Below are 15,409 nucleotides of genomic sequence, written 5' to 3'. Positions count from 1 at the left end.
CGCCCCGAGCCCTCGGGCCGGGACTCCGCCGGCTGGGCGGCCTCCTCGGCGCGCTCCGGCTCGTCCGCGGCCGCCTCCTCGTGGTGGGTGGCGGCGGCGATCGTCGCGAACGCCGTCCGCGCGGCCTCGGCCTTGGCCTTCTCCGCGGGATCGGCCTCGGCGGAGCGCTGCTCCGTCCGGGCGGGCTGCTGCTCGTTGCGGCCCCCGCGGCCGCGCTTGCGCTCCGTGCGGTTCGGCCGCTGGTCGCGGGACTCGCTCGTGGCACCGCCGGAGCGGCCCTCGAGCGGGTGGTCGTGGACCACCACGCCGCGGCCGGCGCAGTGCTCGCACGGCTCGGAGAACACCTCCAGCAGGCCGGTGCCCATGCGCTTGCGGGTCATCTGCACGAGGCCCAGCGAGGTCACCTCCGCCACCTGGTGCTTGGTGCGGTCCCGGCCCAGGCACTCCACCAGCCGGCGCAGCACGAGGTCCCGGTTGGACTCCAGGACCATGTCGATGAAGTCGATCACAATGATCCCGCCGATGTCCCGCAGCCGCAGCTGCCGGACGATCTCCTCGGCCGCCTCCAGGTTGTTCTTGGTCACGGTCTCCTCGAGGTTGCCCCCGGAGCCGGTGAACTTGCCGGTGTTCACGTCGACCACCGTCATCGCCTCGGTGCGGTCGATGACGAGGGAGCCGCCCGAGGGCAGGAAGACCTTGCGCTCGAGTGCCTTCTGGATCTGTTCCTCCACGCGGTAGTTCACGAACAGGTCCTCGTCCTCGTCCCACTTCTTGAGCCGGTCGAGCAGGTCCGGTGCGACGTAGGTCACGTACGCCTCGATGTTGTCCCACGCCTCGTCGCCCTGGACGACCATGGTGGTGAAGTCCTCGTTGAAGACGTCGCGCACCGTCTTGATCGTGAGGTCCGGCTCCGCGTAGAGCATCTCGGGCGCGAGCGTCCTGGTCGACCCGGCCCGCTCCTGGATCTGCTCCCACTGGGCGCGCAGCCGGTTGATGTCGTGGGTGAGCTCCTGCTCGGAGGCCCCCTCGGCGGCGGTGCGCACGATGACGCCCGCCCCGTCCGGCAGACGGTCCTTGAGGATCTTCTTCAGCCGGGCGCGCTCCACGTCGGGCAGCTTCCGGGAGATCCCGGTCATCGACCCGCCCGGGACGTAGACCAGGTACCGGCCGGGCAGGGAGATCTGGCTCGTGAGCCGGGCGCCCTTGTGCCCCACCGGGTCCTTGGTGACCTGCACCAGGACCGAGTCCCCGGACTTCAGCGCGACCTCGATCCGGCGCGGCTCGCCCTCGAGCCGCGACGCGTCCCAGTTGACCTCGCCGGCGTAGAGCACGGCGTTGCGGCCCCGGCCGATGTCGATGAACGCGGCCTCCATGGACGGCAGCACGTTCTGCACCTTGCCCACGTAGACGTTGCCGATCAGGGAGTCCTGCTGGGTGTGCGAGACGAAGTGCTCGGCCAGGACGCCGTCCTCGAGGACGCCGATCTGGATCCGGTTGTCCTTCTGCCGGACCAGCATCTGCCGCTCGACCGACTCGCGGCGGGCCAGGAACTCGGCCTCGGTGATCACCTGGCGGCGGCGGCCCGTCTGGCGGGACTCGCGCCGGCGCTGCTTCTTGGCCTCGAGCCGCGTGGAGCCCTTCACGGCCACGACCTCGTCGACCGTGGCGGTCTCCGCGGCGCGGGGCGCCCGGACCCGGGTCACCGTGTTGGGCGGGTCGTCGTCGCTGCCGCCCACGAGCTCCATGTCGACCTCGCCGCGGCGGCGGCGCCGACGGCGGCGGCTGGTGGCGCTCCCGCCGGTCCCCTGGCCGGCCTCCTCGCCCTCATCGGCGAGCTCCGCCGTGTCCGGCTCCTCGGGACCGTCGCCCGGGTCCTCGGCGGAGGCGTTCTCCTCCTGCTGGCGGCGCCGCGCCTCCCGGCGCCGGGCGGCGCGCTGCTGAGCGGCCTCGCGCAGCTCGTCGAGGTCCGGGGCGTGGAACATGAGCGAGGTCGCCGTCACCGCGGCGGCCGGCGCCGTGCGCGGCTCCCCGTCGTCGTCGGTGTCCTCGTCAACGGTGTCCGCGCCGTCGTCGGTGTCCGCCTCGTCGTCCTCGGCGGACGGGGCGGAGTCCTGCCCGGCTCCGGCCGGCGCCTGGGCCCCGGGGCCCAGGTCCTCGGTCTCGCCGGCGGGCTCGACGCCCTCGGCGGCCTCCTCGGCACCGGGCGTGCCGGGCGCGGGGTTCGCGGGCGCGGCGGCCTCCTCGGCCACCGCACCGGGGCGCTCGTCGCCGGGGACCGCGGTCCCGGGCGCGACGTCGAGGGTGTCGGTCCCCGCGGCGTCGCCGGTGGCCGGCGCGGACGGCACGGTCTCCGACGGCTCACCGGGGACCTCGCCCGGCGTGCCGGGCCCGGCCTCCGGGACGGTGTCCGGCGCGGGACGCGCGTCCTCCGACGGCTCCTCGGGCACGTGGCCCGAGACGTCCGGGGCGGTGTCCGGCACGGCCGGCGTGTCCTCCGAGGGCTCCTCGGGCACGTGGCCCGGGGCCTCGGGGGCGGCGTCCTGCACCGTTGCCTCCGCCACCGGGAGGTCCCGGCGGGCGTCGTGCGATGTGTTCTGCTGACCAGCGTCCAGGGCGTCCTGCGCCCCGGCCTGGTTCACCTGTTCGGCATCCATATACAGCTGTGCTCCTGCCGCGGTACGCCGTCCGTACCCGGTCCCCGCAGCTGCTTGGTCGGCGTATCGCCGGTGGGGGTCCACGCGGCGGCCAGAAGTCCTGTGCGTACCCGTCGCGTCCCGCACACCTCGCGAACGGGCGGGGACGGCAACGAGCCAGTCCGGGGCTTCGAGCCGCTGCTCACGAGGGCAACGGTCTTGGGCCGGCGGCGGACGCGCTCAATCCGATGAGAGCCGCGGGTCCTGCCGACCTGGGGTCGAAGTCCGACTGGGCCGAGATCCCGCGTACGGGCGGGCTCGACCGTGGCCAGTATCTCACAGACGCCCCGGTGCGGGCCGGATTGGCTCCGTCACGGCCCGCAACCCGCGGGCACGGGGCCGGGAGAGCCCCCGGGGAGCATCAGGGGGCATCGCCTAGGATCGGCGTGTGACCTCCACTCCGCCCCGCCTCGACGACTCCCCCGCCGTGTCCCGCGGCCCGGACGCCCGCGCCGACCGGCGCTGGGGCCTCGTGGCCCTCGTGACCGGGCTCCTGGGCTTCTACGGCGCCGCCACGCTGGTGTACGAGCGGCTCCAGCTCTTCCTCGACGCCGGCCACCGCACCAGCTGCGACATCAACTCGTGGCTGTCCTGCGGCACCGTCATGCGCACGCCCCAGGCGGAGGCCTTCGGCTTCCCCAACCCCTTCATCGGCATCGTCGCCTACGCGGTCGTCGTGGCCGTGGCGCTCGCGGTGCTGGCAGGTGCCCGGTTCGCCGCCTGGTACTGGTGGGGACTGCAGATCGGGGTGACCCTCGGCTGGGCCTTCGTGCTGTGGCTGTGGTGGCAGACCACCTTCGAGATCAACGCCCTGTGCCTGTACTGCATGCTCGTGTGGGTGATGCAGACCGTCCTGCTGGTGCACACCACGACCCGCAACCTGCGCGGCGGGGTGCTGCCGGCGCCGGCCGGCGTGGCGCGCGGCGCCGAGCAGTGGGCGTGGTTCGTCTCCGCCGCCCTGCTCGTGCTGCTCTTCGGGACCGTCCTGGTCCGGTTCGCCGGGGTCATCTTCCCGGCCTGAGCCCGCCCGGTGCCGTGCGGCTCCGCCGGACGCCGCACGGCACCGACGACGACGGCCTCCGCCCGTGCTGGGCGGAGGCCGTCGTCGTCGGTGCGCACCGGGGTCCGGCGGGCTCAGGGCTCAGGGCTCAGGCTCAGGCGAACCAGATGCCGATCTCACGCTCGGCGGACTCCGGGGAGTCGGAGCCGTGCACGATGTTCTGCTGGACCTTCTCGCCCCAGTCCCGGCCGAGGTCGCCGCGGATCGTGCCCGGCGCGGCGGTGGTCGGCTCGGTGGTCCCGGCCAGGGACCGGAAGCCCTCGATCACCCGGTGGCCCTCGACGACGGCGGCCACGACCGGGCCGCTCAGCATGAACTCGACGAGCGGCTCGTAGAACGGCTTCCCCTGGTGCTCGGCGTAGTGCTGCTCCAGCACGGAGCGCTCCGCGTGCAGCAGGCGCAGGTCGACGAGGCGGTAGCCCTTCGCCTCGATCCGGGCGAGCACCTCGCCGGTGAGGCCGCGGGCCACGCCGTCGGGCTTGACGAGGACGAGGGTGCGTTCCGTGGTCATGGGGGTCCTTCCGAGGTGCGGGTCCAGGATGTCGGTGCCCAGCCTAGCCGTCCGGGTGCTCCCGCTCCCACTGCGCCTGGGCGGCGTCGCGGGCGACGTTCTCCCGGTCCAGCCGCGCCCCGGTGAGCACGGCGTACCACCAGGCGAGCACGGACAGCCCGCCCACGAAGAACATCGTGGGCAGCACGAAGCCGGTGGCCAGGAACACGGCCTGCAGGACCCAGCCGACCGTGTACCCCCAGGGCCGGCCCAGCACGGCGGGGGCCAGCCCCAGGAGCAGCGCGAGCGCGGTCCCGCCGGCCAGGATCGCCGTCCGGGCCCCGTCCCCGAGCTCCCGGCCGAGGACCCCGTAGGCGGTGAGGGCCGCGAAGAACGCGATGAACGCCTCCATGACCAGCACCGAGGAGGCGAACATCGTGCGGATCGAGCGCCGCGGCCGGGGCTGCCCGGGGCGCCGGTCGCGCTGGGCTCTGGTCATGCGTGCCACGTGGGACGGGTCCTCTCCTGCGGGGGGTGCGGTCGGTGCGGGGCGCGGGGCACGGTCACAGCCCCAGCAGCGTGCGGGCCTCGCCGACCACGGTGATCGAGCCCGTGACCAGCACGGCGCCGTCGAACTCCGGGCGGGCGGCGGCGTCCTGGACGGCCTCGGTCATCGCGTCGTCGAGCTGCGGGACGGCGTGGACCACGTCCTCCGGGAAGCCGAGGTCCACGGCGAGCTCCACGAGCTCCTGCGGGTCGACCGCCCGGGGCGAGGAGGACCGGGTGAACCAGAACTCGGTGTGGAACTCCTCGTACTCGTCGAGCAGGACCCGCAGCATCGCCTCGGCGTCCTTCTCCCGGAGCATCCCCACCACGAGGTTGAGCTTCCCGAACGTGAAGGCCTCCTTGAGGGCGGCCGCCGCCGCCGTGAGCCCGTGCGGGTTGTGCGCGGCGTCGAGGACCACCGGGGGCGCCTTGCGGGCCAGCTCCAGGCGTCCCGGGGACTCGACGGCGCCCAGCCCGGTGCGGACCAGCTCCGGGTTGAGCTCCTTCTCCCCGCCGCCCAGGAACGCCTCCACGGCGGCGAGGGCCAGGGCCGCGTTCTCCGCCTGGTGGGCGCCGAACAGCGGCAGCAGGACCTCGGGGTACCGCCCGGCCAGGCCCTGGAGCGTGAGCACCTGACCGCCCACGGCCGTGGCGCGGGCCTCCACGCCGAACTCCACGCCGCCGAAGCGGAACGGGACGCCGAGCTCCCGGGCCCGGGCGAGGAGCACCTCGGCGGCCTCCGGGTCCTGCGCGGCGGAGACGAGGAACCCGCCCGGCTTGAGGATCCCGGCCTTCTCGGTGGCGATCTCCCCGAGCGTGTCGCCGAGCAGGTCCGTGTGGTCGAGGTCGATCGGGGTCACCACGGACACCGCGGCGTCCGCCACGTTCGTGGCGTCCCAGGAGCCGCCGATGCCCACCTCGAGGACGACGACGTCGACCGGCGCGTCCGCGAAGACCGCGAACGCGAGCGCCGTGACGGTCTCGAAGTAGCTGAGCCGGGGCTCCCCCCGCTCGGCCAGCTCGGCGTCCACGAAGCCCAGGTACGGGGCGATCTCGCCGAAGACGCGCACGAAGGTCTCGTCGTCGACGGGCGCGCCGTCCACGCTGATCCGCTCGGTGACCCGGGAGAGGTGGGGGCTGGTGTAGCGGCCCACCCGCAGGTCGTGGGCGAGCAGCAGGGCCTCCACCATCCGGGCGGTCGAGGTCTTGCCGTTCGTGCCGGTCAGGTGGATCACCGGGGCGGCGCGCTGCGGCTCCCCCAGGACCTCCATGGTCCGGCGCATCGCGTCCAGGCGCGGGGCCATCCGGTTCTCGGGGGCGCGCTCGAGCAGCCGGGCGTAGACCTCCTCGACGGTCCCCGCCCCACCGGTCCCGGCGAAGGGGGCGCTCACGCCCGCACCGCCCCGGTGCCGGCGGAGGTGCCGGCGGAGGCCCCGGTCGGGGCGCCCACGACGGACACGGCCACGGCCGGTTCGCCCACGCGCAGCTCGAGCTCGGCGGAGAGCGTCTCGCCGGCCACGAGCCCGCGGTTGGCCTCGAGGGCGGCGACCGTCCGCTCGTCGGCGGTGACGACGGTGCGGATCCGGTCGGAGACCTGGAGGGCGGCGTCCTTGCGGGCCTGCTGGATCGCCCGGACCCTGTCCCGGGCGGTGCCCTCGGCCTCGAGCTCGGGGGTGAGCTCGGTGTCGAGGACGAGGAAGCCGCCGCCGGGCAGGACCGCCACGGCGCGGGACCCGGCCGCGGCGTCCTGCGCCACGACGGTCTCGAGCTCGTACTCGCCCTCCTGCAGCGCCGTTCCGCCGGCGGTGACGGTGCCGTCCTCGGCCGTGCTCCAGTCCCCGGACTTCGCGGCCTTGATCACGGCCTGCACGCCCTTGCCCAGGCGGGGTCCCGCGGCGCGGGCGTTGACCTTGAGCTGCTGGGAGATGCCGAACTGCTCCGCGGAGGCCTGGCCGGCGTCGAGCAGGGTCACCGACTTGAGGTTCAGCTCGTCCGCGACGATGCGCTCGAAGGTGCCCGCGAGCTCGTCGCCCCCGGGCACCACCACGGTCATCCCGGCCAGCGGCTGGCGCACGCGCAGCTGGTGGGCCTTGCGCAGGGCGGAGCCGTTGGAGCAGATCGTGCGGGTCGTCTCCATGCGCGCCACCAGGTCGGCCTCGGCGGGGAACAGCGAGGCGTCCGGCCAGTCGGTCAGGTGCACGGAGCGCCCGGCGGTCAGCCCGCGCCAGATCTCCTCCGCGACCAGGGGCAGCAGCGGGGCGGCCACCCGGCAGACGGTCTCCAGGCAGGTGTACAGCACGTCGAAGGCGACGGTGTCCTCGTCGAAGAACCGGTCCCGGGAGCGGCGCACGTACCAGTTGGTCAGGGTGTCCATGTAGGAGCGCAGGCGATCCGCGGCCCCGGAGACGTCGTAGCGGTCGAAGGCGTCCTGGACGTCCGTCACGAGCCGGCCGGTGGCGGCCAGCACGAAGCGGTCCATCACGTGCTCCGAGTCGTGGCGGGTCCGGGCCTCGTAGCCGGCGCCGCCGTTCGCGGCGTTCGTGTAGAGGCCGAAGAAGTGGTAGACGTTCCACAGCGGCAGCATCATCTGGCGCACGCCGTCGCGGATGCTCTGCTCGGTGACCACCAGGTTCCCGCCGCGCAGGATGGGGCTGGACATCAGGAACCAGCGCATCGCGTCCGCGCCGTCCCGGTCCAGGACCTCGTTGACGTCCGGGTAGTTGCGCAGGGACTTCGACATCTTCTGCCCGTCCGAGCCCAGCACGATGCCGTGGCTGATGACGTTGCGGAACGCGGGCCGGTCGAACAGCGCGGTCGCCAGGATGTGCAGCGTGTAGAACCAGCCGCGGGTCTGGCCGATGTACTCCACGATGAAGTCGCCGGGGTTGTGGGTCTCGAACCACTCCCGGTTCTCCATGGGGTAGTGCACCTGGGCGTACGGCATCGACCCGGAGTCGAACCACACGTCCAGCACCTCGGGCACGCGGCGCATCGTGGCGGCGCCCGTCGGGTCGTCGGGGTTCGGGCGGGTCAGCTCGTCGATCCAGGGCCGGTGCAGGTCGACCTCGCCCCGGTCGTTGACGGGCAGCCGGCCGAAGTCGGCCTCCAGCTCGGCGAGGGACCCGTAGACGTCGCGGCGCGGGTGCTCGGGGTCGTCGGACTCCCACACCGGGATGGGCGTGCCCCAGTACCGGTTGCGGGAGATCGACCAGTCGCGGGCGTTCTCCAGCCACTTGCCGAACTGGCCGTCCTTGACGTTCTCCGGGATCCAGGTGATCTGCTGGTTGAGCTCGACCATCCGCTCCTTGATCCGGGTGACCTCCACGAACCAGGAGGACACGGCCCGGTAGATGAGCGGGTTCCGGCAGCGCCAGCAGTGCGGGTACGGGTGCTCGTAGCTGGCCTCCCGGACCAGCCGGCCCTGGGCCCTGAGGTCCCGGACCACCGTGCGGGCCACGTCCTTGTCGAAGACGTTGCGCCCGGCGATCCCGGCCAGGGGCGCGCCGGGGGCGAGCCGCTCGTCCTCGAAGAGCCGGTAGAACACCCCGGACTCGTCGAGGGAGAGCACCACGGGGATGTCGTAGCGGGCGCAGACGTTCTGGTCGTCCTCGCCGTAGGCGGGCGCCTGGTGCACGAGCCCGGTGCCGTCGGTGGTGGTGACGTAGTCGGCCACGACGAACTGCCAGGACGTGCCCGTGCCGAAGCGCTCGGCGTCCGCGAAGTAGTCCCACAGCCGCTGGTAGCGCAGCCCCTCGAGGTCGGCCCCGCGGTGCCGGGCGGTCACCGCCGCGGCCGCGGCCGCCGCCGGGTCCTCGGCCTCGCCCCAGCCGAGGTCCTTCGCGTAGGCGCCCAGCAGCTCCTCGGCGACCAGGAAGCGCCGGCCCTCGAGCTCGCCGGCGCCGGGGACCACGGCGTAGACGATCTCGGGGCCCACGGCGATCGCCTGGTTGGTCGGCAGCGTCCAGGGCGTGGTGGTCCAGGCGAGGGCCTCCACCCCGGCGAGCTCGGCGGCCAGTTCGGGCCGGACCGCCCACGAGGCGTCGTCGAGCACGGGGAAGGTGACGGTCACCGTCTGGTCCTGACGGTCCTGGTAGACGTCGTCGTCCATCCGCAGCTCGTGGTTGGACAGCGGGGTCTCGTCCTTCCAGCAGTAAGGGAGGACGCGGTAGCCGGAGTAGACGAGGCCCTTGTCGTCGAGCGCCTTGAACGCGGCGATCACGGACTCCATGTAGTCCGGGTTGAGGGTCTTGTAGTCGTTGTCGAAGTCGACCCACCGGGCCTGGCGTGTGACGTAGTCCTGCCACTCGGAGGCGTACTTCATCACGGAGGACCGGCAGGCGTCGTTGAACGCCGCGACGCCCATCCGCTCGATCTCCTGCTTGTCCGCCATCCCGAGCTGCTTCATCGCCTCGAGCTCGGCGGGCAGGCCGTGGGTGTCCCAGCCGAAGCGGCGCTCCACCCGGCGGCCCCGCTGGGTCTGGTAGCGGGCCACGAGGTCCTTGACGTAGCCGGTGAGGAGGTGCCCGTAGTGCGGCAGCCCGTTGGCGAAGGGCGGGCCGTCGTAGAAGACGAACTCGTTGGAGCCGTCCCGGCCGGGGTCGCGCTGGTCCACGCTGGCCTGGAACGTGCGGTCCTGCGCCCAGTAGGCGAGGACGCGCTCCTCCACGGCGGGGAACGCGGGCGCCGCGGGCACGCCCCGGGCGGCGGGGTCGGTGGTCGCCTTGGGGTAGACGGGCTGGTCTGACACGGGGTCCATCCTCGTTCTGACGTCGGTGCTGCTCGTGCGGGTCAGGGTGCAAGGACGCTGCCGGCCGGTCGCCCGGGGCGGAACGCGGTACCACCTCGCTTGCGCCCCGGTCCCCTGGGGGACGCGGGCCGCCGCTCGTCGACTGCTGTGACGGGCTTACCCGTTCGGTTCTACTGGGGCGCGCCCCGGGGCGGGGCGGGCCTGTTCTTCCGAAGACTCCCCGGTGATGGCCGGATCGACGCCGTGATGACTGCCCCCATCTTAACCCACCGGCGACTTCGCCGAGGTCGCGGGAGGGCTACCGGCCGCGGATCAGCTTGTGCGGGGCCGCCTGGGCGACCGGCTTGATGGTCACGGTGTCGAGGTCCACGTGGTGGGGCAGGTTCACCGCGAAGGCGCACACCTGGGCGACGTCCTCGGAGGTGAGGGGCTTGTCCACGCCCGCGTAGACCTTCTCCGCGGCCTCCTGGTCCCCGCCGAGGCGGTTGAGGGAGAACTCCGGGGTGTGCACGAGGCCCGGGGCGATCTCGACGACGCGAACGTTGTGCTCGGCCTCCTCGAGCCGCAGCGCCTCGGTCATGGCCCGCTCGGCGGACTTCGCGGCGTTGTAGCCGCCGCCGCCCTCGTAGGCCCGGTGCGCGGCGAGGGACGTGAGGTTCAGGACGGTGCCCTCGCCGTTGGCGCGCAGCGCCGGGAGGAAGGCGCGGGTCAGGCGCATCGTGCCGAGCACGTTGACCTGGTACATCCACTCCCAGTCCTCGGTGCTGGCCTCGGCCACGCGGTCCGTGCCGCGGGCGCCGCCGGAGATGTTGAGCAGCGCGTCCACGCGGCCCTGCTCCTCCAGCACCTGGTCCCGGAGGGCCTCGACGTCGGCGTCCGAGGTGATGTCGCACGGCGCGGGCACGGCCCCCGTCTCGCGGGCCAGGGCCTCGAGCCGTTCGGCGCGGCGGGCCACCGCGTAGACGGTCCAGCCGGACCGGCGCAGCTCGCGCGCGGTGGCCTCCCCGATGCCGGTCGACGCGCCGGTGACGACGGCGACCCTGCCGGTGTGCGTGGTGGGGCTCTGCTGATCGGTCATGGGTCCCACGCTAGCCGGGCGCCGGGCGCCGCCCAAGCACCGGGGCGTCGGGGCGCGCGCCGGGGCTCGTGAGAGACTGGTCGGCATGGCTGACAACACGCAGGGCACAGACACGCCCGGGACCGCACCGGAGACCACGCCCGAGACCACGCCCGTGACCGTTCCCGACAAGCCCGCGCTGGAGGGCCTGGAGCAGAAGTACGCGCGCAGGTGGCGCGAGGAGGGCACCTTCGCCTTCGACGAGGACACCACGCGCGAGCAGGTCTACTCGATCGACACTCCCCCGCCGACCGCCTCGGGCTCCCTGCACGTCGGCCACATGTTCTCCTACACGCAGACGGACGTGATCGCCCGCTTCCAGCGGATGAGCGGCAAGAACGTCTTCTACCCGCTGGGCTGGGACGACAACGGCCTGCCCACCGAGCGCCGCGTGCAGAACTACTACGGCGTGCGCTGCGACCCCACGAGGCCCTACGTCGAGGGCTACCGCCCGCCGGAGAAGCCCGCGAAGAACCAGCGCGACTGGGACGTGGTCTCCCGCAAGAACTTCATCGAGCTCTGCGAGGAGCTGGCGGTCGAGGACGAGAAGGTCTTCGAGCAGCTGTTCTCCACCCTGGGCCTGTCCGTGGACTGGACCCGCACCTACCGCACCATCGACGCCCGCTCCCGGGCCGTCTCCCAGCGCGCCTTCCTCCAGGACCTCGCGGCCGGCAACGCCTACATGGCCGAGGCCCCCACCCTGTGGGACGTCACTTTCCGCACCGCGGTGGCCCAGGCCGAGCTCGAGGACCGGGAGCGCGAGGGCACCTACCACAGGGTCGCCTTCCACCGTCCCGACGGCGAGCCGGTGCACATCGAGACCACCCGCCCCGAGCTGCTGCCCGCGTGCGTGGCCCTCGTGGCCCACCCGGACGACGAGCGCTACCAGCCGCTGTTCGGCACCACGGTGCGGTCCCCCCTGTTCGACGTCGAGGTCGAGGTGCGGGCGCACCCGCTGGCCAAGCCGGACAAGGGCTCCGGGATCGCCATGATCTGCACGTTCGGCGACCTCACCGACGTCACGTGGTGGCGGGAGCTGGACCTCCCGACCCGGGCGCTGATCGGCCGTGACGGCCGCTTCGCGAGCGAGACCCCGGAGTGGATCGCCGCCGGCGCCCCGGCCGAGCGCTACGCCGAGGTCGCGGGGAAGACCGTGTTCTCGGCGCAGCAGGCCGTCGTGGAGATGCTCCGGGGGTCCGGGGACCTGGTGGGCGAGCCCCGGAAGGTCATGCACCCGGTGAACTTCTACGAGAAGGGCGACAAGCCGCTCGAGGTCGTCACCTCCCGCCAGTGGTACATCCGCAACGGCGGCCGCGACGCCGACCGGCGCGAGGCGCTCATCGGGCGCGGGCGTGAGATGGCCTGGCACCCCGCGTTCATGCGGTCCCGGTATGAGAACTGGATCGAGGGCCTGCACGGCGACTGGCTGATCTCCCGCCAGCGCTTCTTCGGGGTGCCCTTCCCGGTCTGGTACCGGCTCGACGGCGACGGCAACCCGGACTACGACGACCCCGTCCTGCCCGCCCTCGACCAGCTGCCCGTGGACCCGGCCGCCGACCCGGCCCCCGGCTTCGACGAGACCCAGCGGGATCAGCCGCACGGCTTCACCGGCGACCCGGACGTGCTCGACACCTGGGCGACGTCCTCGCTGTCCCCCCAGATCGCCACCGGCTGGGCGTTCGACGAGCGGCTGCACGCCAACACCTTCCCGATGGACCTCCGGCCCCAGGGCCACGACATCATCCGCACCTGGCTGTTCTCCACGGTGGTGCGCTCCGAGTCGCTGGCCGGCACGGTGCCCTGGACCAACACCGCGCTCTCCGGGTGGATCCTCGACCCGGACCGCAAGAAGATGTCCAAGTCCAAGGGCAACGTGGTGGTCCCCACCGAGGTGCTCGAGAACTACGGGGCCGACGCGGTGCGCTACTGGGCCGCCTCCGCCCGCCTGGGCGCGGACACCGCCTACGACGAGGGGCAGATGAAGATCGGCCGCCGGCTGGCCATCAAGCTGCTCAACGCCTCGAAGTTCGTCCTCGCCCAGGGCGTCACCGAGGCCTCCGTGCTCGGCGCCGGGGCGTCCGCGGACGTCGTGACCGACGCGGTGGACCGTGCGCTGCTCGCCCAGCTGGCCACGGTCGTGGAGCGCGCCGGCCAGGCGTTCCGGGACTACGAGTACGCCCGGGCCCTGCAGCTCACCGAGCAGTTCTTCTGGACCTTCACCGACGACTACGTCGAGCTCGTGAAGGACCGGGCCTACGGGGCCCGCGGGGCGGCCGCGCAGGCGTCCGTGCACGCCGCGCTCGCCACGACCCTCGACGCGCTGCTGCGCCTGTTCGCCCCCGTCCTGCCGTTCGCCACGGACGAGGTCTGGTCCTGGTGGCGCACCGGCTCCGTGCACCGGGCCTCGTGGCCGGGCGTCGAGGGCTTCGCGGACGCCGTGACCGACGCCGACCCGGAGGTGCTCACGACCGTGGGCGAAGCCCTCTCGGGGCTGCGCAAGGCCAAGTCCGAGGCCAAGGTCAAGCAGCGCACGGAGGTGCGCTCGGCGACCATCACGGCCGCCTCCGAGGACGTCGCCCGCCTCGAGGCGGGCCTGGGCGACCTCAAGGCCGCGGGCAACGCCGCCGAGCTCGTGCTCGTCGCCGGGCCCGAGGGCCTCGCCGTGCGCGACGTCGAGCTGGTCCCCGCGGAGGAGCCGGCCCGGTAGCGCCGTCCCCGGTGCGCAGCACGAGGGCCCGGCCGCCGCGGCTGCCGGGCCCTCGTGCTGTCCGGGACCCGGGTCGGTCCGGGTCGCTGCTCAGTCGAAGATCGGGCCCTCGTCACGACCGCGCTTGAGCTCGTAGAACCCGTGGTGGGAGACCAGGGCCAGGCAGCCGTCCCAGACCCGGGCGGCGTCCTCGCCCCGGGGCGCCGGCGTGAAGACCGGGCCGAAGAAGCCCACGCCGTTGACGGAGATGCAGGGCGTGCCGATGTCCTCGCCGGCGACCGCCTGGGCGGCCTCCGTGGAGGCCCGCAGCGCGTCGTCGAACTCGGTGGCGTGCCGGGCCGCGGCGAGCTCCGCGGGCAGGCCGACCTCCTCGAGGGACTCGGTGATGATCCGCTCCAGGTCCTCGATCCCCCCGGGGTGGCGCCGCGTGCCCATGGCGTCGTAGAGCCTCTTGTTGTACTCGTCACCGTGGGCACGGGCCGCGGCCTCGACCACGCGCACGAGCCACATCGACTCCTCGTGGCCGTGGTGGTGGTTGCCGGGGTTCTCCTCGTTGAGGATGCCCAGCGAGATGATCCGCCAGTGCACCTCGACGTCGCGCAACCGCTCGACCTCCTCCATCCACCGCGAGGTCATCCAGGCCCAGGGGCACAGGGGGTCGAACCAGAACTCCACCTTGTCCGTCATCAGCTTCCTCTCGTGCGGGCGTCCGCCGGGAGTGGCGGACGCTTCACCGGGTAGAAGCCACGGCTCAGGCTGTTTTGTTCCGGTTCTGCTCCTCGCGGATCATCTCGTGGGTGATGATCTCCGGCTCGGCCTGCTTGGCCACGGCCTCGGCGGTGACCAGCACGGCGGCGATGTCCTCCCGGCTGGGGAGCTCGAACATGACGGGCTGGAGCACGTCCTCGAGGATGGCGCGCAGCCCGCGGGCGCCCGTGCCCCGCTGGATCGCGAGCTCGGCGACGGCGGTCAGCGCCTCGGGGTCGAACGTCAGCTCGACGCCGTCCAGCTGGAACATCTTCTTGTACTGCTTCACGAGCGCGTTGCGCGGCTCGGTGAGGATGCGGGTGAGGTCGGCCACCGACAGCTCGCGCAGCGTGGTCACCACGGGCAGACGGCCGATCAGCTCGGGGATCAGGCCGAACTTCAGCAGGTCCTCCGGCATGACGTCGGCCATCACCTCGTGGCGCGGCCCGCTCTGCTTCAGCTCCGCGCCGAAGCCGATGCTCGTCCGGCCCGCCCGGGAGTCCACGATGTCCTCGAGCCCGGCGAAGGCGCCGGCCACGACGAACAGCACGTTGGTGGTGTCGATCTGGATGAACTCCTGCTGCGGGTGCTTGCGCCCGCCCTGCGGGGGCACCGAGGCCACGGTGCCCTCCAGGATCTTCAGCAGCGCCTGCTGCACGCCCTCGCCGGAGACGTCGCGGGTGATCGAGGGGTTCTCGGACTTGCGGGAGATCTTGTCGATCTCGTCGATGTAGATGATCCCCGTCTCGGCCCGCTTGACGTCGTAGTCCGCCGCCTGGATGAGCTTGAGCAGGATGTTCTCGACGTCCTCGCCGACGTAGCCGGCCTCCGTGAGGGACGTGGCGTCCGCCACCGCGAAGGGCACGTCGAGCTTGCGGGCCAGGGACTGGGCCAGGTACGTCTTGCCGGAGCCGGTGGGGCCGACCAGCAGGATGTTGGACTTGGCGATCTCGACGTCCTCGTCACCGGCCGCCGTGGCCAGGGACAGGGGCTTGCCGTTCTCGCCGGCCCGGACCCGCTTGTAGTGGTTGTACACGGCCACGGCCAGCGCCCGCTTGGCGGTCTCCTGGCCGATCACGTACTGGTGGAGGTGCTGGTAGATCTCGTGGGGCGTGGGGAGCTCCTGCTGCTCGAGGTCCTTAACCTCGCTCAGCTCCTCCTCGATGATCTCGTTGCACAGCTCGATGCACTCGTCGCAGATGTAGACGCGCGGGCCCGCGATGAGCTTGCGGACCTGCTTCTGGCTCTTGCCGCAGAAGGAGCACTTGAGCAGATCCGCGGTCTCGCCGATGCGCGCCATGA

Annotated in this window: 10 protein-coding genes; 2 read left to right on the top strand and 8 right to left on the bottom strand. The window is 72.8% G+C overall.

Annotation, left to right across the window (positions count from 1 at the left end; translation table 11 throughout):
• Positions 1-2,654, bottom strand: a 2,654-nt coding sequence (locus CRM73_RS09670; RefSeq protein WP_229587527.1) for an Rne/Rng family ribonuclease, incomplete at its 3' end; no start/stop codon positions are given.
• Between the two features lie 427 nt (positions 2,655-3,081).
• Here CRM73_RS09670 and CRM73_RS09665 point away from each other — a divergent pair.
• Positions 3,082-3,714: a vitamin K epoxide reductase family protein gene (locus CRM73_RS09665; RefSeq protein WP_229587526.1), complete on the top strand. Its 633-nt coding sequence runs from the start codon at positions 3,082-3,084 to the stop codon at positions 3,712-3,714.
• Positions 3,715-3,847: 133 nt separating this feature from the next.
• On the opposite strand, the gene ndk is transcribed toward CRM73_RS09665, so the two are convergent.
• The 5 genes from ndk to CRM73_RS09640 form a co-directional block, all read right to left on the bottom strand.
• The gene (ndk, locus tag CRM73_RS09660) at positions 3,848-4,264 is read right to left on the bottom strand and encodes a nucleoside-diphosphate kinase (protein ID WP_017834593.1); all 417 of its coding nucleotides are present in this window, start codon (positions 4,262-4,264) and stop codon (positions 3,848-3,850) included.
• Positions 4,265-4,307: 43 nt separating this feature from the next.
• Positions 4,308-4,742, bottom strand: a complete 435-nt coding sequence (locus CRM73_RS09655; RefSeq protein WP_017834592.1) for a DUF4233 domain-containing protein — start codon at positions 4,740-4,742, stop codon at positions 4,308-4,310.
• A 64-nt stretch (positions 4,743-4,806) separates the two neighbouring features.
• Positions 4,807-6,180, bottom strand: a complete 1,374-nt coding sequence (locus tag CRM73_RS09650; protein WP_035930036.1) for a folylpolyglutamate synthase/dihydrofolate synthase family protein — start codon at positions 6,178-6,180, stop codon at positions 4,807-4,809.
• Positions 6,177-9,545 (bottom strand): isoleucine--tRNA ligase, encoded by a 3,369-nt coding sequence (gene ileS / locus CRM73_RS09645; protein WP_229587524.1) that lies wholly within the window; start codon positions 9,543-9,545, stop codon positions 6,177-6,179. Before ileS ends, CRM73_RS09650 begins: the two co-directional genes overlap by 4 nt.
• A gap of 289 nt (positions 9,546-9,834) precedes the next feature.
• Positions 9,835-10,614 (bottom strand): SDR family oxidoreductase, encoded by a 780-nt coding sequence (locus tag CRM73_RS09640; protein WP_229587523.1) that lies wholly within the window; start codon positions 10,612-10,614, stop codon positions 9,835-9,837.
• 85 nt (positions 10,615-10,699) lie between these two features.
• On the opposite strand from CRM73_RS09640, the gene valS reads away from it, so the two are divergent.
• Positions 10,700-13,360 carry a valine--tRNA ligase gene (valS, locus tag CRM73_RS09635; protein WP_229587522.1) on the top strand — a complete coding sequence of 887 codons (2,661 nt, stop codon included), beginning with the start codon at positions 10,700-10,702 and terminating at the stop codon, positions 13,358-13,360.
• Positions 13,361-13,450: 90 nt separating this feature from the next.
• On the opposite strand, the gene CRM73_RS09630 is transcribed toward valS, so the two are convergent.
• Entirely contained in the window at positions 13,451-14,047 is a 597-nt protein-coding gene (locus tag CRM73_RS09630) for a DsbA family protein (protein ID WP_109222440.1), read from the bottom strand.
• Positions 14,048-14,111: 64 nt separating this feature from the next.
• Entirely contained in the window at positions 14,112-15,407 is a 1,296-nt protein-coding gene (gene clpX / locus CRM73_RS09625; protein WP_017834586.1) for an ATP-dependent Clp protease ATP-binding subunit ClpX, read from the bottom strand.
• Positions 15,408-15,409: the final 2 nt, after the last annotated feature.

The organism is Kocuria sp. CCUG 69068 (assembly GCF_020833785.1).
Lineage (GTDB): Bacteria > Actinomycetota > Actinomycetes > Actinomycetales > Micrococcaceae > Kocuria > Kocuria rosea.
The sequence above is the reverse complement of the archived record's forward strand: the minus strand, read 5'-3'. Positions and strand labels throughout refer to the sequence as shown.